Below are 22,236 nucleotides of genomic sequence, written 5' to 3'. Positions count from 1 at the left end.
AAACTTCGAGTAATTTAAACCAATCAATCAATGATAATATTTCGATCAATCAATCAGTAAAAATCCACACAAGTTGTTCTTCATATTCTCTTAATGATCTTCTTCATGCTTCGTCAGCATCAAGCTAGGTCGGCTATATTACTCTCTATCTCTAGAAAGTCAACTGTGATTTCAAATTATTTTTAAACTTCCTTTCTAAAACCCAACTTAATCAATTCAACCAAGTCATTGTTTTATCAGAAGTTTTAATCTTCATCACCGCCGATGGATGTGCATTCTACAGCATTCCTCATCCAACACAACCCCTTTTTTTAATTATTTCATTTGTTCGTACAAATATTATCCATTAATCAAATTTATTCACACTTTTTAATCAAATTTGCTTTAATACATATGCAACAACTACTGTTAGAATACGAAAGTGTCTTTAATAATATTATCGACCATTTTTACTATAAGCATATTTCAAGGAATTCTATGCGTCCTTATCACGTACTTTGGGCTTGTTTACTCAGCATTGGTCTGACGAGCCATGTATTTGCTCAAGAAGAATTATCTACCCAAGAAAATTCTGACAATGCTGTTGACTCTGTTTCAGCTGATAAGTTGTCTCAAGAGAATTCTTCTGATCCAGCAATGTCTAAGCATCCAAGAATTGAAGCACTTAAAGAGCTCAAAAACATTACAAAAAATGATTTAAAAGTAAATGCAAATGCTGCTCAACCAGATGCTGTAAAAGACCCCCTACAACCGTTAAACCGTGAAATTTATGCATTTAACGATATGATTGACCGTAATGTCGCTCGACCAGTCGCCATTCAATATAAGCAAAAAGTTCCTGAAGATGTGCGCTCTTCATATAGTCTGTTTCGTAAAAATTTAAGCGAACCGTGGAATGCGGTTAATCAGCTTGCTCAAGGTCGTTTTAAGCGTGCAGCTAAATCATTGGGTCGTTTTACACTGAATACTGTTACTTCTTTAGGTCTAGCAGATCCAGCAACTCGTTTAGGTTTATCGACTGAAGAAGAAAGTCTAGGAATTACACTTGGCTATTATGGTGTACCGAGTGGTCCTTATCTCATGTTGCCTGTCTTAGGACCAAGTACACTTCGCCACTCTGTGGATTACGTTGCTGAAAGCTATGCAAATCCCATTAGCTATACAATGGATGATAACAATCAAACAGGTTTAATTTGGGGAAATCGTGTTTTAGGCGGGATCAATACACGCTCAAAACTATTAGATGTGGAAAATGTATTGCAAGGTGATCGCTATTCAGCAATCCGTGATATTTATTTACAGCGCCTTGCTTTCCAAATCGCAGAGAAAAAAGGCGGTGGTGCAGAAGCTGTTTCTTTTGTTGGTGATGACGACGATGATACTGATGATTCATCTGATACAGGCACAAACAAATAATCACAATATTTTGTTAAACTTATTTGCTAGTAATCTCTTTAGTTTTACTAGCAATGTGGTGTTATCTATAGTAAATCTAGTGGGTATCGCTTTTTATATTGATTAAGGATCATTCATTTCTTCTATGTATTTCATTCAACCCAGTCGCCAGATTTCAAGTTTAGAGCACGTATTAAATACGCTTCCAAGCTTGCAGATGATTACCATTGAAGAGATTCATCTTTATGATCCGACCAGAATCGCGATTGCAGATGTACATGATTTTTTAGAATATCAATGGGCACTGCCAACGATTGTCATTGCACAAGAGAACGAAGGTGCTGAGCTTTCCCAAGCATGGGAACTCGGTGCGCTTGCTGGTTGGATCTGGACCAAGCTTCCTAGCAACCTTGAAGGTTCGCTCTTTAAGATAGATGCCCAATATAAACGAAACCAAGATAGTCGCGATCTACCCTCTGCTGCAGAATTACAAAAAAAACTCCTCCCCAATCCAATAGACTTGCAAAACTATAAAGTTGAAACCCTTTTTCAGCCTTCAGCTTACTTGTCTGGTGACTGGTATGATTACTGGAAAATCAGTGATAAAGAAATCATGTTCTATTTGGCGGATGTCTCTGGTCATGGCGTAACCAGCTCTTTGTTGACTTCATGGATGGCAGCTTTTCACGGGCGTTCAAAAACACCAAGAGAGTTAATTAAGAAACTGAATGGAATGCTTGTCCAAGAGAATATTGAAAAACACATCACTATGCTGGCAGGAATTCTCAACATTGAGACACATACATTAAAGTGGTCAAGTGCGGGACACTATCCTCCCCCTATTATTTTTGAACCCAATCAAGCTCCTCGTGTTTTAAATACCAGTAGCTTTCCTTTAGGACTTACAGAAGACTTAGAGGTTGAAGAATTTGAATGTACTTTAAATAAGCATGCGCGGTTCATTATTTGTTCTGATGGTGCACTTGAACCTTTTTCTGGTGGCTTGAATGAACAATTCGCTCAATTGGTCTATCATTTGCAAAATCAATCATTCCGCGCGCCAGATCACGTCGCAGATGACATTGCCATCCTCAGTCTTCGTAGAATGAATTAACATTATAATCAAATACATATAACTAATTAGACTATTAACTGATATGCAAACGCTTGAGTATAGACTTGCGCTATGTGATAATTTTCCTATCCTTCTCTGCAAATGGCATTTATATGTCAACAGGTCATGTTGAATATGCAAGCTTGAATGGAACGCATATTTTCAAACTTATTGGTGAAGTGCGAGCCCAATCTTGTATTAGTTTAGACAAACTTTTGGCAAGGATTGAACAACAGAAAAACGTCATTGGCGCAATTGTTGATTTAACCCAAACCACATTTATTGATAGTACTGTTCTTGGAATACTTGCGAAACTTGGTTTAAAGTTAAAACAAGTACACCACATCCAAGCAGTCATGCTATCCACAAATCCAGACATTACCACTCTAGCCAATAGCATGGGCTTAGGGCAGGTGTTTGTCATTTTAAATTATTGTGGTGACCCTAAAGTATGTACCAATGCTTTGATTGACGACAATGTGAATCACAGCACCATGTTGTGTACCGTTCTCGATGCACACAAAACGTTAATGAAGCTCAACGAAAACAATCAAAATATGTTCGAGCCATTAGTGAAACAACTTGAAAAGCAGCAAGATACTATGGAATGTGTATCTTCAGATCAGCAAAACGCTTAATCTTTTCAAAATTGTTATGATTAGGGATAGCACATGACTTTACTTTCTGTTGTTCAAATGAATTCTCAAAATGACATTGAAGCTAACTTCAGTGTGATTGAGTCATTGGTGCAACAAAGTAAAGCTGATGGTGCATCTTTGATTGTTTTCCCAGAAAACTTTGTCTGTTTCGCGGCTGGAAAACAACGAGAAACTGCGGCACGCTTTGAAGAGATTCAAAAGCATTTAGAGCATTTAGCACATCGTTATCAAATATGGATGGTTGCCGGTACATTACCGTGCCCGTTCCGTCCAGATGGCTCAATCATTGAAGATGGTCGTGTGCGTACAGTAAGCTTATGTATTAGCCCTGAACGTACTGAGGCGCGTTATGACAAAATTCACTTGTTTGATGTGCAAGTGGGCGATGCTGTTGGTGGCTATCAAGAATCAAAATTCTTTGAACCAGGCAATGATGTTGTGGTTGCAAAAACACCTTTTGGCAATATCGGCTTGATGGTGTGCTATGACCTACGCTTTCCTGAACTTGCACTGATACTTCGCTCTGAAGGTGCAAATCTTTTAACAGCGCCTGCTGCATTTACTTATACCACAGGTCAAATGCATTGGCAGTTATTACTGCAAGCTCGTGCGATGGACAGTCAATGTCAAGTTTTAGGTGCTGCTCAACAAGGTTGGCACGGTGAGAAACGCCAAACTTGGGGACATGCTGGGGCAACCAATAGCCGAGGTCAAATTTTGGCAATTTCAAATCAAGAAGGCGCTCAACTGCTGACTGTACCTTTTGATTTAGCTGAACAAGATGCTGTTCGTGCATCAATGCCACTGATACAACATCGCCGATTGATTACTCTCTAATATTTTCCCAAATGACTTTATTTTATGAATATGACAAACAGCGTTATACTCAGTATGAGTCATATCTTTTGAGACAAGCATGCAACAAGACTATTCACATTTAAATCTTGATCATCAAGTTTGCTTTCTTGTTTATTCTACGAACTTGGCACTCAATCAACTGTACCGAAAAATACTTGCACCATTGGGCTTAACTTACCCACAATACTTAGTCATGCTCGTGCTTTGGGAAAAAGATGGTGTAACTGTCTCTGAAATAGGTGAAAAGCTGTTTTTAGAATCCTCTACGCTAACCCCTTTGCTTAAAAAATTACAAAGTCATGGTTTACTTAATCGGGAACGTTCGACCCTTGATGAACGTCAAGTGATCATTAGCCTAACTGAAGAAGGACAGCAATTAAAATTAAAAGCCGTTGATATCCCACTTCAAATCGCTCAAGCCAGTGAATGTAATTTAGACACATTGACCGAGCTTAAAGAGCTCCTTTCAACTTTACGCGACAACATTTCAAAATAATTTTTTATTAAATTTTACACAAACACTACTTGTTTAAATATTTATATCGTATACGATATATTTGAACACAATCAAAGGAAGCATCCAATGTCTTTAGAAAAAGTGGTTTATACAGCACATGCAAAAGCAACAGGTGGTCGTGATGGTCGTGCAACATCATCAGATGGAATTTTAGATGTTAAACTCGCTGTTCCAAAAGAAATGGGCGGTGCTGGTGGTGGAACCAATCCAGAACAACTTTTTGCAGCAGGTTATTCAGCTTGTTTCTTAGGTGCGATGAAATTTGTTGCGAATCGTGATCATTTAAAAATTACCCCAGATGTATATATCGAAGGTGATGTCGGTATTGGTCCTATTCCTACTGGCTTTGGTATTCAAGTGACGTTAAACATTCATTTAGAAGGTTTAGAGCAAGAAGAAGCACAGAAATTAGTCGATACTGCTCATATTGTTTGCCCATATTCAAATGCGACCCGTGGCAATATTGATGTGACATTGAATGTGATTGTTTAATATTATGCCTCCTACTTAAAAATAGAATTTTTATTTTTTAAGGAGGAGGCACTGTTTTATTTCTGGTTAACCTTTATGAACGAGATAGAATTAATTGCTACTTCAGCCACACACTCAGTAAAGCGAAAGAAAATTCCAATTATACAGCCAAGTCAACTCTAACTATTCAGCCGCCTCATTGGTCACACGTAATACTTCTTCCATGGTCGTTTTACCCGCCAATACTTTACGTAAACCATCATCACGAATTGAACCCGCATCTCTACGTGCATATTCTTCAAGTTCGTACTCAGCAGCATTACCATGAATTAAACGACGCATTTGCTCATCAATCGGTACAATTTCATAAATCGCAGTACGTCCCGTAAAACCCGTATGTGAACAATAATCACAACCGTTTGGCACAGGTAACTTTAGATCTGATTCTAAACTTACAGGTTTAAATACATCTTTTTCAAAATCATCTGCTTCACGCCATGTATGGCAATGAGAGCATAAAGTTCGAACCAAGCGTTGTGCAATCACACCAATCAATGAACTGGATAATAAGAAGGGTTCAATTCCCATATCTTTCAAGCGTGTTACTGCACCAATTGCAGTATTGGTATGAAGTGTAGATAAAACCAAATGACCTGTTAAAGAGGCTTGCACTGCAATTTCTGCTGTTTCTAAGTCACGAATTTCCCCCACCATCACAACATCAGGATCTTGGCGAAGCATCGCCTTTAGTGCACGTGCAAAAGTCATATCCACTTTGGTGTTAACTTGGGTTTGTCCAATACCTTCAAGTTGATATTCGATTGGATCTTCAGCGGTTAGAATATTTTTTGAACCATCATTTAAGTCAGAAAGTGCGGCATATAAAGTTGTTGTTTTACCAGAGCCTGTTGGTCCCGTAACCAAAATAATGCCGTGTGGACGGTGAACCAATTGAGTCAAGCGATCATAGTCGTTTTTCATCAGCCCCAAATGCGTCATGTTTAAACGTCCAGCCTGTTTATCCAGCAAACGCATCACTACACGCTCACCATGAGATGATGGCAGTGTGGATACCCGAACATCCACCTCACGCCCAGCAAGACGTAAAGAAATACGACCATCCTGCGGAATACGTTTTTCGGCAATGTCCAGTTTTGCCATCACCTTGATACGTGATACCAACAACGGTGCAAGTTCTCGACGTGGTTGTACAATCTCACGCAACTGACCATCAACACGTAATCGCACAGATAATTTCTTTTCAAATGCTTCAATATGAATATCAGATGCACCCACACGAATGGCTTCTGACAACAAGGCATTGATGAGTCGGACAATAGGTGCATCATCCTCCTGATCCATCAAATCTTCTGTTTCAGGAACTTGATCAGCAAGGCTTAATAAGTCGGGATGATCTTCCAAGCCAGCTGCGACTTGTTGTGACTCACCTGTTTCACCTGCATAGCTTGAACTGAGCATTTGATTAAATTCAGTTTCATTGCATAATTGATGTTGTGCAACGCGACCAAGATAACGACGTGCTTCCTGAATCGCAATTTGTGCGGTATCCTGACGACGAACAATAAAAACTTGATCACCTTCATAACGCAACAGCACTCCATGCCGTTTTGCAAAACTATATGGTATTTGTAATTGTTTAAGAACTTGCATTACAACTTATATTAATCATTTAAATTGCTTTGAGTGTACTCTATGCACATGACAGCGTGAAGTCTGTTTGTTAAAGATTTGATGATGATTTTATGAATAGGATGAACACTTTTGTCTAAAAAGAAAGACCATCTTGAACCAGAACTCCCTGACTTAAAATGGTGGGGAGAACAAAATTTTGAATTGAACCAATCCAAAGCATGGCAGTTTGGTTCAATGATGATGCGCATTACACGTGGTTTACAAGAATGGCGTCTAGAATACTATCGCCCACACTTCCAGTACGACTATGAACAGCAATGGCATAAAATTCATGATGTGAATTTTGGTTTTCCTGAACCCGTGCATGTTGAGCGCTACATGTTTAGAGAAACCCACAAAACATTTCAGTTAATGCCCCGATTGGCTGACCGTTCTGTAGTTATTCGTCCTGTCGATCCTATTTATATTCCAGCAGGACAACGTGGTACGCTGTATATCAGTACCCCCTTATGGATTTCAGGCTTTGTTCAGGCACAGAAAGAGCCACTATTTGATATTCCTGTGATTTTGCCTAAGGATACATGGTTTGGTCCAGATCACCGTACAGGTGAAATGTGTTATGCGACCTCAGTCGATGGTCGTACAGAATTGAATTTATTGCGCCCCCGTGCTTTCCGTGCTGTTACCCCGATTGATTTTCACAATGTCAGCAGTCATCAATTACGCTTCGATCGGATGAATGTGCCTGTTCCTGCACTGCCTTTATTTTATAGTGAAAGTACAGGGCGTTTATGGACCTCACAAATTAAGGTCATTTATGAAGGTAATGATCGTCCTGCTCGCGTTAGAATTGAAAATCGTACCCCACCACTGGCTGGAGAAGTGATTTATGTTCATCCACCACGTTCACCGGGTGGCGCATTATTTAACATGTTTGATTCATTTTTCTAAGGGATGAGGTAAACAATGGCTCAATCCAATATTCCCAAAGACATCGCGGACAGCTTAAAAGGCATTTTCACCAATGTAAATTTAGATCGTTTAAGTGAAATTGCCGTTGCACTGATTCTCTGCTTTGTTGGCTTTGTACTGGCGCGTGTTATTTCCAATACTTTTATTCGAACTATAGGTGCACGTTTTAATGCACATCAACGTTTGGTGTGGCGCAGAGGTATTTTTTATTTTATTTTCTTGCTGTTTGTAATTGCCAGTTTAAAAGAAGCAGGATTTAAACTCAGTGTATTTTTAGGTGCAGCAGGGATTTTGACCGTAGCACTGGGTTTCGCCTCACAAACCTCAGCATCTAACTTGATCAGTGGATTATTTTTAATCGGTGAAGGCTCTTTTGAAGTCGGTGATACAATCCAAATCACCCTCATTCGTGGGCATACGATTGAAGGTGAAGTAATTTCGATTGACCTTTTGTCTGTGAAACTTTTAACCATGGACAATGTTTATGTACGTTTACCCAATGAGCAACTGATTCGAGCACCAGTCCATAATCTATCAAAATTCCCGATACGACGATTGTCGATCACGGTAGCAATTAATTTTAATGAAAATATTAACAAAGTCCGTGAAGTATTGATTGAGGTCGCCAACGATTACCCATTGGTTTTGGCAGATCCTAAACCACGTGTGACTGTGTCCGCGTTTGGTGAATCATCCATTGAAATTTTATTTGCACTTTGGTGTATGCAAGCCAACTATCTACAAGTTAAAGATGAAATTCATGAGCTGATCCGTAATCGCTTTGTGGAAAATCAAATTGAGATTCCTGTGCCTAAAATTGGTTTTGTGGATCGTCCAAATCCAAATGAACCACTGCAAAATGCAGACATTGATGGATATGCCAATCAACAAGATTTAAAGTTAGAGCAAAAACAAGATAAACAGCTTTAAAGCTCAATGGGCAGATGAATCCTTGGTATCAAGCATTCATCTGTCCAATTACAAAACCTTCATCAATTTTTAAACAATGAGCTGATAAATTAGTCACTTCAAAACAACAAAATGGACACAAGCACAATGCAACTCAATCATTATTTAAATTTTGAAGGTCAAACAGAAGCCGCTTTTAACTTTTATAAGTCGGTTTTTGGTGGAGATTTCTCTTTTTTAAAGCGCTATTCAGAATTGCCTGATGTCCAAGTCCCTGAACAAGAGAAAAATTATATTTTGCACATTTCTTTGCCCATTAATGACTTTACTGTATTGATGGGCTCGGATACCACTGAACAGTTCTGTGCACCAAATAGTGCTCCATTCAGCAAAGGAACTAATCATTATATTTCGATTAATTTAGAAGCACATGAAGCGGATGAAGCTCAACGATTATTTACAGCACTCTCTGCCAATGGTCAGATTGAAATGGCTTTGGATAAAACGTTTTGGGGTGCTCTATATGGCGCTTTCACAGATCAGTTTGGTATTCGATGGATGGTAAACTGCCAACTCAATGAAGTTTAGGGGCTGTGGACATTTCATAAATGGCTTGCGTTGTAAGTTAAAATTGAGCAGGCATGAGGAGTATACTCCGCAAGGAAATGAAGAGAATAGCGAGACTATTTTTAAGTTTCATAACGTAGCCTGAGATAATTTTAACCACAACCCTGAGCAAGAACAAAGCACTGCTTTGTTTGCAGCGCAAGGCGCAGCGGGGACTAGCGTGTTTTTTAGCGCTTCGTCGTTACGAACTACTCATTTAGAATGACTAAATTTCGTATTTCGCGCCTAGAATCGCCTAAAAAACACACCTAGTCGTAAACATAGACGAATTGCCCACAGCCCCTAATCATCTCATTAAAATATAGCCTATTGATTCGACATGATATAGGCTATAGTTCACTCAAGAAAACGACATCATTTATAACAAATATGATCACAGGGCTTACCCATACACTTCTGATTATTCTCATCACGATTGCAATTTCTATCATTGCTTGGCAACAACGCCATGTCATGAATCGTTTGATTTTCAATATTTCAGCAATTAAGCATGGTCAATATGATCGCTTTTTAACACATGGTTTCATCCACAATGATGGTATGCATTTATTCTTTAATATGTTTACCTTGTATTTCTTTGGACGAAATATTGAATGGTTTTTCCGTGGTTATTTAAGTGGTATGGGCTTTGTCTTATTTTATTGTAGCGCCATCATTATTGCTGCTATTCCAAGCTATTTGCATCATCGGAATTTAAACTCTTATCGAAGTTTAGGCGCCTCAGGTGCAGTCAATGCAGTACTGTTTAGTTCGATCTTATTTAATCCTTGGGGCATGATCTATATCTATATTTTACCTGTTCCCGCAATTATTTTTGGAACAATATATTTGTGCTATAGCATGTATGCGATTCGTTCTGGGCATTCACCACTGATTGACCATCGTGCTCATATTACTGGTGCAATCTATGGTTTCTTATTCCCATTACTTTTAGAACCTTCTCTGGGCACAGCATTTTTTTATAAGTTTATTAATTCACCACTATTTTAAATTTTGCATTCACCCACTGATGTCTAAGCTATGGTTAAGCTTTAGACATCAATATTGGAAAATTGCGCAATAATTGTGAGACCAACAGTAATAAAAGCAATCCCGACCCAGCCAGCTAAATCAATATTTTGACCTAAAAATGTCTTGGCTAATAACGCAGTGGCGATCACCCCAAGCCCAGACCATAAAACATATAGAATTCCAGCTTGCATAAATTTCAACGCATAAGCAGCACATGCAAAAGAAATGATATACAAAACTAGAGCGATGCCTTGATCAAATTTATTGACCAAACCATTGCCTTTAGCAGAATAAAATGTGGATAGAACATCAGTCGCAATTGCGATTAACAGCCAAAATACCCCAGGATTAATTTTTGCAAGTAAGAAAGACATTGTCGTTTTAGTTCAAATCATCATCGGCAAATTTTATCTTGAGTAAACCTCAACAACCAGCAGAATCTTTAGATAAATAAAAAGGTGAATCCCTCGATTCACCTTTTTTAGGTTTGAATTTTAAAAACTATGCTTGATCCAACCTAAATGATGTCATGGTCAAAGAACCTGCTACGGCTTGATCATTAAAAATACTCAGCTGATCATTTTCTTCCTGTAAACCTAAAGCATATAACATTGGATAATAGTGATCGGGTGTTGGAATCGACAATAAAAATTCAGGACCCTGCTTTTGCCAATCAATCAATGCTTGATGATTATGACTTAACAAAAAATTCTTCATTTTTGCGTCTGCTTCTAAAGCCCAATCATAACCAAAGTGACCATCAAATTTGTCAAAAGCAACTTTTCTAAGGTTATGGACCAAATTACCACTCGCAACAATCAAAACACCTTTGCGGCGCAATTGAGCTAATTCTTTTGCCAAATCATAATGATATTGTGCATCCTGACTGTAGTCGATACTCAACTGTACGATGGGAATATTGGCTTGTGGAAATACATGACATAACACCGCCCATGTTCCATGATCCAAACCCCAAGTATGATCATGATGAACTTCAACACGATGAATCGCAGCAGTTGTTTCTTCGACCAGTGCTTTATTTCCAGAAGCAGGATATTGCATATCAAATAATGCTTGAGGAAAACCACCAAAATCATGAATCGTTTTTGGTTGTTGCATCGCAGTAACTGCTGTAACACCCTGAGTGAGCCAGTGCGCAGAAATACATAAAATTGCTGTCGGTTGTATCTCCATTTCAGCACCAATACGATTCCACGAACGCGTAAAATCATTGGTTTGAATGGCATTCATTGGAGAACCATGCCCAAGAAACAATACAGGCATGACTTCAGTATTCGGTAAAGTTGCATTCCAACCTTTGAGTAACGATAAATCACCTGTTTTTTGACTGAGCATTTCATTCACCATAATAAATCTTTATTTCATTATGTGATCTTTCAACTCGGTAAAACAGCGACTTTTACAGCATACAACATTGCAAAAATGCAACGATCAATTTAAATTCCTGATTTGACTTTGAGCATAGTTTTAGCCGTCCTGAAAGTATTCATGTTTAATGATTCGACCAATCATCCACAAAAAAGCCGAACAGATGTTCGGCTTTCTAATTCAAAATCAATGCTTAAAACAATCAAGCACCAGTTTGATAATGCGCTTTCGGTACTGCTGTAGAGGCTTGATAAGGGTGAGTAAAATCACCTAAACCAGCAGCAGCTTCTTGAATATCTTTACCTTCTTTAATTACAAAGGTATCAAAACCTGAACGCTTCATATAATTCAAAACGTCTTTAAATACATCACCAGTTGCACGAAGCTCACCTTGGTAACCTTGGCGACGCAATAATGCAGCAAAGGAATAACCACGACCATCATTAAACCCAGCAAAATCAATAAAGATTGCATCTAACTGATCAAGCGGAAACTGGTTAGTTTCTGGCGAAGCATCCACAGTGATCAATAGCGCTTTTTTACCTGTTACATTGGCAAGCTGATCCAACTGTTCAACAGTCAACAATACATCACCTTGAGGTAACACACCATCCTCACCAATAATTTGATAAGTATTGTCTGCAATAGAGCCATCTTTAGAGAGGACTTGAAGTGCGGTATTAAGCATATGCACGCTCCTTAAATGGTTTAATGCCGACACGGCGGTAAGTTTCAATAAATGCTTCACCTTCATTACGAAGATCAAGGTAAGTATTTAAAATTTCATCAATAATATCAGGTACAGCTTCCGCAGCAAATGATGGTCCTAAAATGTCCCCAATCGAAGCGTCATGGTCTGCATTTCCGCCCAAAGTAATTTGATAGAATTCCGCACCTTTTTTATCTACACCTAAAATACCGATATTACCGACATGGTGGTGACCACAAGCATTCATACAACCTGAAATATTCAAGTCAATATGACCTAAATTATAAACTGTATCTAAATCATCAAAACGGCGTGTAATTGCTTCAGAAATTGGAATTGATTTCGCATTCGCCAAAGAACAGAAGTCACCACCCGGACAGCAAATAATATCGGTAATAAAGCCAATATGTGCACGAGCCAAATTGTTCTTTTCAAGAACTTGCCACAATTCAAATAAATCTTTTTGCGGAACATCCACCAATGAAATATTTTGTTCGTGCGTAGTACGCAACTCGCCAAAAGTATATTTGTCTGCAAGATCTGCAATCAAATTCATTTCTTCAACAGTCATATCACCCGGTGCAATACCTGCACGTTTGAGTGAAATGGTGACAATACGATAACCAGCCACTTTATGTGCATTGGTATTGATATTGAACCAATGCTTGAATTTTGGATATTCAGCAAATAAGGCACTAAAGTCTTCATCCGCATAATCTTGATAATCAAACGGCATGAATTCTTGATCTAATTTTTCTAAGATCTCGGGTTGTACTTTCAATGTTTTGATGGTTTCTGCAAACTCAGCTTCCACTTTTTCAGCAAACACTTCAGGTGTTAATGCTTTCACCAAAATTTTAATACGTGCTTTGTATTTATTGTCACGGCGTCCATGTAAGTTATATACACGAAGTACTGCTTCCAAATATGCAATTAAATCTTCACGTGGTAACCATTCACGAATCATCGAACCAATGATCGGCGTACGTCCTAAACCGCCACCAACTTTGATTTTATAACCCAATTCACCCGCTTCATTGCGAGTTAAATACACACCGATATCATGGAATGAAGTTGCAGCACGATCAATTTCTTCAAGTGCAGACACTGCAATTTTGAATTTACGTGGTAAGAATGCAAATTCAGGATGGAATGTCGACCATTGACGAATCAATTCACAAGTTGGGCGTGGGTCGGCAATTTCTCCAGCCACAACGCCAGCATATTGATCTGTAGTTGTATTACGAATACAGTTTCCTGAGGTTTGAATGGCATGCATTTGAACAGAAGCAAGACCTTCAAGCATATCAGGAACGTTTTCCAGTGCAGGCCAGTTAAACTGAATATTCTGACGTGTTGAAACATGCGCATAGCCACGGTCGTATTCTTTAGCAAGTTCAGCAACTTTGCGCAATTGTTTAGAATTCATTAAACCGTAAGGTACAGCGATACGTAGCATTGGCGCATAACGCTGCACGTATAAACCATTTTGTAAGCGTAAAGGACGATACTCATCTTCAGTGAGTTTTCCAGCTAAATAACGTTCCGTTTGATCACGGAATTGTGCAACACGTTCGTTGATCAGTTGCTGATCAAAATCAGTATATAAATACATGGCGTACAGCTAGTAGTTTCATTATAACGGTGGACAATATAACGAGTATTGATCTATCAAAGAAATGCTTTTTTTCCATATTTTATAGCGGTTTTATTGATAAGCATCCTCCAGGGATTGAATTGGCAAGACTTCGCTTAATATCCTCAGCGTTATAATGCATTTGATGTTTTTCTTCATTACTTATCTTTATTTAAGATAATAAAAAAAGAGCATAGATTCTATGCCCTTTTTAACTGATTGAAGACTTATTAAAAGATGATTAACCATGAAGCAATTTAAATACTTGAGTTAAACACATGATCATCTCTTGGATTCACTCGTAGATAAAGATTTAAAGAGCTAATTTAGGATTGGTCATCCGAGCTTTGCTGTTCAGTATCATTTTCCAGTTTATTTTCAGCAATTTTTGCAGCTTCATATCCTGCAAATGCACCTGCCGCTTTTTCTAAAAATCCAGCATCAGGATCTAATTTATCAACACCTTGCTCAGCAATTACAGCACCTGCAATTTTACCCAATTCATCTAATAATCCGCTCATTGCATACACTCCACAGTGTTTTGTTTGAGTTCTCATTGTATTCAGTCTCATGTTCAACATTGCGGAGACTATGTTGTATAAGCAACAGGCTTATGCGTAAGTACTGCAAAGAATTATATTGTTTATTGCTAATTAAGCCACTGTTAATCTTTTAAGGCTGAAATACTGCGCCATTTCGATGAATCAAATCGCGTTTACTGTTAAATCGTCAAGTAGGTATTTTCCCACGTACTTTCACAGAATTGACTTAAATCTGTTTTCGTATCTACTTCAATCAATTCAACATAGCGACCATGTACATGATCAATGGCAATACAATCATCGATATCTAAAACTCGATCTGTGTGCTGCTTTTGCCAATGGTTGGCAAAATGCTGTTTGCCCTTGCTTTTTGCTTCACTGGCATCTTGGGCGACAACAAGAACATAACGATGCAACTCGCCAAACTCATTTACATCGTAGCCACCTAGGTTAATTAACCACAACTTAGCGTCTAATAGATTCGGTTGAGCATCACTAAAACGGATCTGATATGTCTTATTTTCAAACTCAATGACTTGTAGCTTTTGCCAAGCATCAATATGCAAACCTTGTTGTTCACCAAACCACGCATTTTTTAATTGAGGATAAATTTCTTCAAGTGTGTCTCCAACAGCCAAAACGACATCATGGACTTCCGTATTGGCACGTGCATGGCGACCACCCAACATAACGATAAATAAACTAGACATATGCAACAACTAAATAACTAAGTGAATGTTTGAATAAGTTTTAATAGTAAAATCCCACCCACAGATAATACCGCATTATTGAGAAAATGAATGAGCAACACATGCCATATATTTCTTGTGCATAAGTAGATCAAGTTTAAAAATAATCCTGCACTCATAAAGCTGATTGTTGCGACTAGGTTCCCATCAAAATTATAATAATGAATCAAACCAAATAAAATCGAATTCAGCATGATCAAAACCATGCGCCATAACCACGGCTGAATAAATAGTTTTTGTAATAAGGTATAGCGGAACACGATATCTTCTAAAAGTGCAGTAAATAAAGGTCCAAAGCTGATGAGTAACAAACTCAGAAAAGCAATTTTTTCAGGATCAATAAATGGTCTTTCTTCGTGACTTTCACTCACAGGAAGAAATTGACGTGTGAGTGAGATAATCACTTGTAAGCATATTGCACCCACCACAACCAATATACTTGAACGCCAAAAAGCCTGTTGATATTTTTTCCAATGCCTAAACAACATATCCTTATATAAGCAGCACACTAAAATAAACAGTACGCCTCTTAAAATAGTATCGCCCAAACTGACAGCTATCGAGGTTCCAAATATTTTTTCTAAAATAAGACCATTTATAACAATCAATGGGAGAATAGAAACGGCAAAAGTGTCTTTCCATCCCCAGATAATTTTTTCAGGGAAGTTTTCAGCCCGAACTTTTTGTAAAAAATGCATAACCAAGATAATCTTTTATTTTTAGTAGATTTTGCGCAAAAGAACGTAAATTCCAAATACTGTGTATAGAGTGCTTATCATCAAGATATAAAAAAGCCCCTTATAAAAGAGGCTTTCCAAATAAAAATGATGAATTACATTTCCACCATTTCCACACCATCAATACGCGCCACAGTCATTAAATCTTTATCACCACGACCTGATACAGTTGCGATAATAATTTGATCTTTTGACATCGTTGGTGCCAGCTTAGTGACATAAGCCATCGCATGTGAACTTTCCAATGCAGGAATAATTCCTTCAATATGGGTCAAATCACGGAAACCTTGTAAAGCTTCTGTATCGTTAATTGGCACATAATTTACACGATGCATATCTTTCAAGAAACTATGTTCAGGTCCTACACCTGGATAGTCCAAACCAGCTGAAATTGAATGTGTTTCAATAATTTGACCTTGTTCATCAGACATTAAGTAAGTTCGGTTACCATGTAGAACACCAACGTGACCTGCATTAAGTGGTGCTGAATGTTTACCTGTTTCTACACCCAGACCAGCAGCTTCAACGCCATACATTTTCACATCTGGATCATTTAAGAATGGGTAGAACAAGCCCATCGCATTTGAACCACCACCCACACATGCAACCAAGGCATCAGGTAAACGACCTGCCTGTTGTTGAATTTGTTGACGTGCTTCACGACCTATAATTGACTGAAAATCACGTACTAATTGTGGATACGGATGCGGACCTGCAACTGTACCAATGACATAATAAGTTGAGTCTACATTAGTGACCCAATCTCGCATTGCTTCGTTCATGGCATCTTTTAATGTTTTAGAGCCACTTTCTACAGGAACAACAGTTGCCCCGAGCAAACGCATACGATAGACGTTCATCGCCTGACGTTTAACATCTTCAGCACCCATAAAGACAACGCATTCGAGACCTAAACGTGCTGCGATGGTTGCTGTTGCAACACCATGTTGCCCCGCACCTGTTTCTGCAATAATACGTTTCTTTCCAGAAAGCTTCGCCAATAATGCCTGACCGATGGTATTGTTGACCTTGTGTGAGCCTGTATGATTCAAGTCTTCACGTTTAAGATAAATCTGCGCACCACCCAACTCTTTCGACCATCGTTCAGCATAATACAAAGGACTAGGGCGTCCTACATAATAAGCGAGATCACGGTCGAATTCTGCCAAAAACTGAGCATCATCTTTCATACGGAAATAGAGCTTCTCTAAATCCTCTAAAGCTGCCATTAAAGTTTCTGACACAAAACGTCCGCCATGGATACCAAAATGCCCGTTTTGATCTGGGAATTGGGTATAGTCAATCACACTATTTTGTTGATTACTTTGCTGATCCACGTTGGACTCCTTGCATAAATCGTTCTACGAGTTGTTGGTCTTTAATACCTTTTGCGGACTCTACGCCTCCGCTCACATCGACTGCATAGGCTTGAGTCGTTTGTATGGCGTTTTCAACATTTTCAGGCTTTAAACCACCTGCCAAAATCAAAGGAATATCAAGTTTAGGGAATTGCGACCAGTCAAAACTGTGCCCTGTTCCCCCTTTCAATTCAGGATGCCATGCATCTAAAAGCATAGCACTCGCGCCTGCCTGTTGGTATGGTCGAATTGTCGTAATAATTGCTGAATTGTCTGCGTCAGGTTTGATCTGAATTGCTTTATACCAACGACGCTTATTATATTGGGCAATCTGTTGGCATTGTTGTGCAGTTTCATCCCCATGAAATTGAATAATATCTAAAGGGACAGATGCTAAGACTAGTGCAATATCTTCTGCACTGGCATTCACAAACAAGCCCACAATACTGATATAGGGTGGAATGAGTTGCGCGAGTTGTTGTGCTTGTTCAATTGTCACGTAACGTGGGCTGGGTTCATAAAACACAAAACCAATCGCATCCACACCTGCATTTACGGCAGCATGAATATCCTGTGGTCGTGTAATTCCACAAATTTTGGCACGGGTACGCATAGTTTTGAACTCGAATTTGTTTAGATCAAACTGATTTTTTCAATATTTTGGACAAATCATTGTAAAGCAAATTCCTTCACTTGCGTTAAAGTTATATAGGATTATCTGTTTTACATTGTTTATACACTTAACAAACTTTATACTGCACACAAATGCAACAAGTCTAGCTTTAGGCTTTGGGAAGTTGGTGAAAATCCAACACTGCCCCCGCAACGGTAAAATGAAAATATTATTCTTTATAAGTCTCATGGCTTACACCACTGCAATATTTTGTGGGAAGGTGGAATAATCTGAATTGTTTTAGATTCTATATTTAAGTCCGGATACCAGCTTGTTGTGCCCTTAAACTCAATCATTCACGGGGAGTGGATGTATGGAGCATATCATGTCTGTTATTTTTAAACCTACTGCACTTGTAGGTGCTGTCGCTATTGCGATGGGGTTATCTTCTACTGCATTTGCTGAAACGTCGTCAAATTCAGAAGCGAATTCTAAGCTGAATACAATTGTTGTCACTGCTACACGCTCAGAAGAGAAGATTGAAAATGTACCTGCCCGTATTTCAATTATAGAACCACAGATACTTGAACAATCTCCAATTGCAGAACTACCGCATTTACTCATGAGTGATGCTTCTATTGATATGATGCAATATGGTGGTTATGGTCAAGCTGCGTCTATCTTTACACGTGGTACAAATTCGACTCATACATTAGTACTGCGTGATGGTGTTCGTTTAAATACAGGTTCTGCCGGTTCTGCTTCATTGGCTTTTATTGATACAACAGATATTAAACAAATAGAAGTATTAAAAGGACCAGCATCAGTTTTATATGGAACTGATGCAATTGGTGGTGTTGTACAACTGATTTCAAAAACGCCTGAAAAAACTGGTGCTTTCATCACTGGTGAAATAGGCGAACAAAATACTTATAAATCTGTGGTTGGTGCAGATCTGGCTGAAAACGGCTTTTATGCACAAATTCGTGGGCAACGTTTAGAATCTGATGGTACTCAAGTTACAGATTTTAAAAATACCAATGTAAAAACAGGCTCATATGATCAAAAAGGCTTAAGTGCAAAATTTGGTGTTGAAAAAGAACAGTATGCTGCTTCAGTCGACTATTCACAAAACCAAGGTACAGCAACTTATATTGATGGTATTAATGATGCGAATTGGAATTTAATTGGTTTAAAAAATCTCTCTCAAGATTTTAAAAATGAAATCATCAACATTAAAGGTCGTGTGAACATTAATGATAGTGTATCTGTTAATGCGCGTTTGTCTCAATTTAAAGATGATTTAGAGCAAAATGAATCACATGATGCTATCTATAACACAACCAAAGAAGCTGAACTTTATAGTAAGTGGCAATTTACACCAAGTCAGAATATTTTAGCTGGCGTAGCCACTAAAAATATAAAATCTGATGTCCTTTCAGGTAGTGGTGCTTACGGAGTTGATTATAATAAAAATGTTGACAGTACTGGCTATTTTGTACAGCATCAATATCAATCAAATAAATTACACACTCAATTAGGTTTACGTGTAGAAGATCACGAAACATTTGGCACACATACAGTTGGGCAAGCAGCAGCTCGCTACCAAATTTTACCTGCAACAAGTATTTATACCAATATTGGTACAGCATTTCGTGCTCCAACGAACAATGATCTCTATGCACTCAGTTGGGGTGGAAACCCTAATTTGAAACCTGAAGAAAGTGTATCCTATGAGATTGGTTTAGATCAAAAAATTACCGATCAATTAAGTTTAGGACTATCTGCATATCGTAATGAAGTTGATGATTTGATCACTTATGTTACAGATCCAGTTACATATGAAGGCAGATTATACAATGTCAAAAAAGCAACTTTTACAGGTGGTGAATTCAATCTAGATTGGGCAAATGATGAATTATTTACTCATCTTTCTTATGCTTATGTACAACCAAAAGACAAAGAGACAGATCAAGATTTGAGTCGTCGTTCGCGTCAAAGTCTAACATTAACAGCTGGTTTACAAAACGAGGTGTATGGGATAAGTACATCTCTCTCTGCTAAATCTAGACCTAAAAACAGTACAATTTCAGGCTATGCTACTGTCGATGTAAATGCCTTTTGGAATGTGAATCCCAATATAAAACTATTTACAAACATCCAAAATATTGGCGACGTCCAATACAAAACCACTTCATATAGTAATGGTTATTACTATATCAACGGTGGTCGTCTTGCATCAGCAGGGGTAACTTTCCGTTACTAAAAGCTAGACTCAAAAAAATATCTAAAACAGCGCAGTTTATGGATAATGTTTTGACCGACATTATCCTTTTTTATTCTTTAGCTTTTCATTTTTATCTAGGACAAAATCATGGGACATCGCTTAAGTAAAATTTACACCCGTACAGGTGATTCGGGAACCACTGGATTAGGAGATGGCTCTCGTGTACCTAAAGATGACTTACGTATTACCGCTTTAGGTGATGTGGATGAACTCAATTCGATCGTAGGTGTATTACGTTCACAAATCTCAATCAGTGATATTACGGATAAAGCCCATTGGGACAAATCGCTCAGTTTAGTTCAACACTGGCTGTTTGATTTGGGGGGTGAAGTCTGTATTCCCAACTACAACTTGCTGCAACCTGTTTGTGTGGAATTTCTTGAAAATGAAATTGATAAAATGAATGAAGATTTGCCGATGCTAAAAGAGTTTATTCTTCCATCAGGCACCTTGGCATGCAGTTATGCTCATCAAGCACGTGCAGTATGTCGCCGTGCTGAACGTAGCCTCATGACTGTGCATAGCAGAGACCAAAATATTCAAGCCACAGCCTTGCAATTGCTCAATCGCTTGTCAGATTGGTTTTTTGTTGCCTCTCGTACATTACAACGTGCAGAAGGTGGCAGTGAAGTGCTTTGGCAAAAGAACATCAACGATACAATTTAACTATCTTTGACCATTCATCTATGATTTTTTGACAGTATGATCATGTTTAGTCCTGCTGAAAGAATAGGACTAAACACAAATTTCCAGTTAAAGATTAAAGTTTCATCATCAGTCAAAATAATCTAATGGTTAGGCTTCTATGATGAGATCGATGATCTGAATATCGAGTTTATTCTATGAAAATTATCGGACATCGTGGTGCACGTGGCGAAGCACCTGAAAACACCTTGAGTGGCTTTCAATATATTCATGACTTAGGCATCCGTGCAGTTGAGTTTGATGTGCGACAATTAAAAGATGATGAACTGATTATCATGCATGACGATAATTTCTTAAGAACCACAGGAATTGATCAACCACTTTACCCTTTAGACAGCACACAACTCGCATCGTTTAACCAAGCCAATATCTGGATGGATTGGGAAAAACAAATGACACCGACTTTGAGCCAAAGTTTAAAGATCATGCATGATTTTGAACATATTGAAGTTGAAGTAAAGGCTGTTGAAACCGTAGAAGATGCTGAAAAGCTTACTATTGAATTACAGAAACAGCTCAAAGATTTTAAACATACTTCGGTCATCACCAGTTTTGACTTAAAAATACACCACGCTTTACAGCAACAAAAATCAGAATTTAAACGTGGTTTACTGATTGAAGAGGACATTCAGGAACAAGCCATTGAACAGGCATTAGAACTGGGTTGTTGCCAAATTGGCTGGATGAATCAGTTGGCAAGCGATGCAATAGTTCAAGCGACTCAAGCAGCAGGTTTGAATATCAGCGTTTGGACAGTGAATGATATTCAACGTGCTCAACATTTACGTGATTTAGGCATCCAAGGGTTAATTACTGATTTTCCAAAACTGATGCAAAATGGATTAGGTCAATTGCAATAATTTAAAATAATCTGAGTTCGATAAAAATCCTTGATGAAAGATGATACAGCCAAACCGCCTGATTATTCATACAAGTGATTTGGATGATTCATTTATTTTGTACTTTTGAATCATAGATGGTCTTGCTATCGTGAGGCGACATGGATGTCGCCATGTTGAGCGAAGGTATGAGGATGTACCCCTCGCTCAACGAAAGATTTTTGTCACTTTTCATCTCTGAAAAGTGAGGCATCGCCTACGCAAAACAATTTAAACTTTAGAAGTAAAGCGTGGCAGTGCAAGCTTTAGATCATCAAACAATCTATTGATCGCTTTCATTTTATTGATCAAGAGAAATGAAAAGCTATTGATGGTTGCGCTTGCGGAGCTCCGCTCCTCATCCTAAAATTTGATGAAAACGCAGCAAGACTCCATAGAGATTTATTATTTTTCAATGAGTTGAAGATTTAATTACATCGAACTCAG

General features: G+C 38.3%; 23 protein-coding genes and 1 riboswitch. Of the genes, 13 read left to right on the top strand and 10 right to left on the bottom strand.

Annotated elements, in window-relative coordinates:
• The first annotated feature begins 477 nt into the window (after positions 1-477).
• The 6 genes from ACINWC743_RS16835 to ACINWC743_RS16810 all read left to right on the top strand — a co-directional run bounded on the left by ACINWC743_RS16835 (position 478) and on the right by ACINWC743_RS16810 (position 5,035).
• On the top strand, positions 478-1,416 hold the full coding sequence (locus ACINWC743_RS16835; RefSeq protein ID WP_009586256.1) for a VacJ family lipoprotein: 939 nt from the start codon (positions 478-480) through the stop codon (positions 1,414-1,416).
• Positions 1,417-1,540: 124 nt separating this feature from the next.
• On the top strand, positions 1,541-2,509 hold the full coding sequence (gene gigA, locus ACINWC743_RS16830; protein WP_004824939.1) for an RsbU family protein phosphatase GigA: 969 nt from the start codon (positions 1,541-1,543) through the stop codon (positions 2,507-2,509).
• A gap of 113 nt (positions 2,510-2,622) precedes the next feature.
• Complete coding sequence (gigB, locus tag ACINWC743_RS16825) at positions 2,623-3,147, top strand: anti-anti-sigma factor GigB (RefSeq protein WP_009586265.1); 525 nt, start codon at positions 2,623-2,625, stop codon at positions 3,145-3,147.
• Positions 3,148-3,180: 33 nt separating this feature from the next.
• Entirely contained in the window at positions 3,181-4,005 is an 825-nt protein-coding gene (locus tag ACINWC743_RS16820) for a carbon-nitrogen hydrolase family protein (protein ID WP_009586258.1), read from the top strand.
• A gap of 79 nt (positions 4,006-4,084) precedes the next feature.
• Positions 4,085-4,522, top strand: coding sequence for a MarR family winged helix-turn-helix transcriptional regulator (locus ACINWC743_RS16815; protein WP_005033798.1), 438 nt, complete (start codon positions 4,085-4,087; stop codon positions 4,520-4,522).
• 87 nt (positions 4,523-4,609) lie between these two features.
• Positions 4,610-5,035, top strand: a complete 426-nt coding sequence (locus tag ACINWC743_RS16810; protein WP_009586260.1) for an organic hydroperoxide resistance protein — start codon at positions 4,610-4,612, stop codon at positions 5,033-5,035.
• Between the two features lie 162 nt (positions 5,036-5,197).
• Here the strand turns inward: ACINWC743_RS16810 and gspE are convergent, their stop codons facing one another.
• On the bottom strand, positions 5,198-6,685 hold the full coding sequence (gene gspE, locus ACINWC743_RS16805) for a type II secretion system ATPase GspE (protein ID WP_009586262.1): 1,488 nt from the start codon (positions 6,683-6,685) through the stop codon (positions 5,198-5,200).
• Positions 6,686-6,796: 111 nt separating this feature from the next.
• On the opposite strand from gspE, the gene ACINWC743_RS16800 reads away from it, so the two are divergent.
• The 4 genes from ACINWC743_RS16800 to ACINWC743_RS16785 all read left to right on the top strand — a co-directional run bounded on the left by ACINWC743_RS16800 (position 6,797) and on the right by ACINWC743_RS16785 (position 10,165).
• Positions 6,797-7,618, top strand: a complete 822-nt coding sequence (locus ACINWC743_RS16800; protein ID WP_004824948.1) for a hypothetical protein — start codon at positions 6,797-6,799, stop codon at positions 7,616-7,618.
• Between the two features lie 15 nt (positions 7,619-7,633).
• A complete protein-coding gene (locus ACINWC743_RS16795) occupies positions 7,634-8,569 on the top strand; it encodes a mechanosensitive ion channel family protein (RefSeq protein ID WP_004824949.1) in 936 nt (311 codons plus the stop codon).
• A gap of 126 nt (positions 8,570-8,695) precedes the next feature.
• The gene (locus tag ACINWC743_RS16790) at positions 8,696-9,136 is read left to right on the top strand and encodes a VOC family protein (protein ID WP_009586266.1); all 441 of its coding nucleotides are present in this window, start codon (positions 8,696-8,698) and stop codon (positions 9,134-9,136) included.
• A gap of 408 nt (positions 9,137-9,544) precedes the next feature.
• Positions 9,545-10,165, top strand: coding sequence for a rhomboid family intramembrane serine protease (locus ACINWC743_RS16785; RefSeq protein WP_004824951.1), 621 nt, complete (start codon positions 9,545-9,547; stop codon positions 10,163-10,165).
• A gap of 41 nt (positions 10,166-10,206) precedes the next feature.
• On the opposite strand, the gene ACINWC743_RS16780 is transcribed toward ACINWC743_RS16785, so the two are convergent.
• The 9 genes from ACINWC743_RS16780 to ACINWC743_RS16740 form a co-directional block, all read right to left on the bottom strand.
• Complete coding sequence (locus tag ACINWC743_RS16780; RefSeq protein WP_005033812.1) at positions 10,207-10,560, bottom strand: DMT family transporter; 354 nt, start codon at positions 10,558-10,560, stop codon at positions 10,207-10,209.
• 127 nt (positions 10,561-10,687) lie between these two features.
• Positions 10,688-11,554, bottom strand: a complete 867-nt coding sequence (gene ygiD, locus ACINWC743_RS16775; RefSeq protein WP_009586263.1) for a 4,5-DOPA dioxygenase extradiol — start codon at positions 11,552-11,554, stop codon at positions 10,688-10,690.
• Between the two features lie 223 nt (positions 11,555-11,777).
• Positions 11,778-12,263: a DUF934 domain-containing protein gene (locus ACINWC743_RS16770; RefSeq protein ID WP_004824955.1), complete on the bottom strand. Its 486-nt coding sequence runs from the start codon at positions 12,261-12,263 to the stop codon at positions 11,778-11,780.
• A complete protein-coding gene (locus tag ACINWC743_RS16765) occupies positions 12,256-13,899 on the bottom strand; it encodes a nitrite/sulfite reductase (RefSeq protein ID WP_004824956.1) in 1,644 nt (547 codons plus the stop codon). The genes ACINWC743_RS16770 and ACINWC743_RS16765 overlap by 8 nt, the downstream gene beginning before the upstream one ends.
• Before the next feature lie 347 nt (positions 13,900-14,246).
• Positions 14,247-14,441 carry a hypothetical protein gene (locus ACINWC743_RS16760; RefSeq protein ID WP_004824957.1) on the bottom strand — a complete coding sequence of 65 codons (195 nt, stop codon included), beginning with the start codon at positions 14,439-14,441 and terminating at the stop codon, positions 14,247-14,249.
• 200 nt (positions 14,442-14,641) lie between these two features.
• Complete coding sequence (locus tag ACINWC743_RS16755) at positions 14,642-15,172, bottom strand: DUF1543 domain-containing protein (RefSeq protein WP_004824958.1); 531 nt, start codon at positions 15,170-15,172, stop codon at positions 14,642-14,644.
• Positions 15,173-15,189: 17 nt separating this feature from the next.
• Positions 15,190-15,909 (bottom strand): CPBP family intramembrane glutamic endopeptidase, encoded by a 720-nt coding sequence (locus tag ACINWC743_RS16750; protein WP_009586259.1) that lies wholly within the window; start codon positions 15,907-15,909, stop codon positions 15,190-15,192.
• 134 nt (positions 15,910-16,043) lie between these two features.
• The gene (gene trpB / locus ACINWC743_RS16745; RefSeq protein ID WP_004824961.1) at positions 16,044-17,285 is read right to left on the bottom strand and encodes a tryptophan synthase subunit beta; all 1,242 of its coding nucleotides are present in this window, start codon (positions 17,283-17,285) and stop codon (positions 16,044-16,046) included.
• A complete protein-coding gene (locus ACINWC743_RS16740; protein ID WP_005033821.1) occupies positions 17,269-17,919 on the bottom strand; it encodes a phosphoribosylanthranilate isomerase in 651 nt (216 codons plus the stop codon). The genes trpB and ACINWC743_RS16740 overlap by 17 nt, the downstream gene beginning before the upstream one ends.
• A gap of 142 nt (positions 17,920-18,061) precedes the next feature.
• Positions 18,062-18,269, top strand: a riboswitch (cobalamin riboswitch).
• Between the two features lie 35 nt (positions 18,270-18,304).
• On the opposite strand from ACINWC743_RS16740, the gene ACINWC743_RS16735 reads away from it, so the two are divergent.
• From ACINWC743_RS16735 to ACINWC743_RS16725, 3 genes are all read left to right on the top strand, one after another.
• Positions 18,305-20,185: a TonB-dependent receptor plug domain-containing protein gene (locus ACINWC743_RS16735; RefSeq protein ID WP_035301331.1), complete on the top strand. Its 1,881-nt coding sequence runs from the start codon at positions 18,305-18,307 to the stop codon at positions 20,183-20,185.
• A 108-nt stretch (positions 20,186-20,293) separates the two neighbouring features.
• Positions 20,294-20,872 (top strand): cob(I)yrinic acid a,c-diamide adenosyltransferase, encoded by a 579-nt coding sequence (locus tag ACINWC743_RS16730; protein WP_009586257.1) that lies wholly within the window; start codon positions 20,294-20,296, stop codon positions 20,870-20,872.
• Between the two features lie 176 nt (positions 20,873-21,048).
• The gene (locus tag ACINWC743_RS16725; protein WP_009586261.1) at positions 21,049-21,771 is read left to right on the top strand and encodes a glycerophosphodiester phosphodiesterase; all 723 of its coding nucleotides are present in this window, start codon (positions 21,049-21,051) and stop codon (positions 21,769-21,771) included.
• The last annotated feature ends 465 nt before the right edge of the window (positions 21,772-22,236 follow it).

The organism is Acinetobacter sp. WC-743 (assembly GCF_000335555.1).
Taxonomy (GTDB): domain Bacteria; phylum Pseudomonadota; class Gammaproteobacteria; order Pseudomonadales; family Moraxellaceae; genus Acinetobacter; species Acinetobacter bereziniae.
This window is presented reverse-complemented; position numbering and strand designations above follow the sequence as displayed.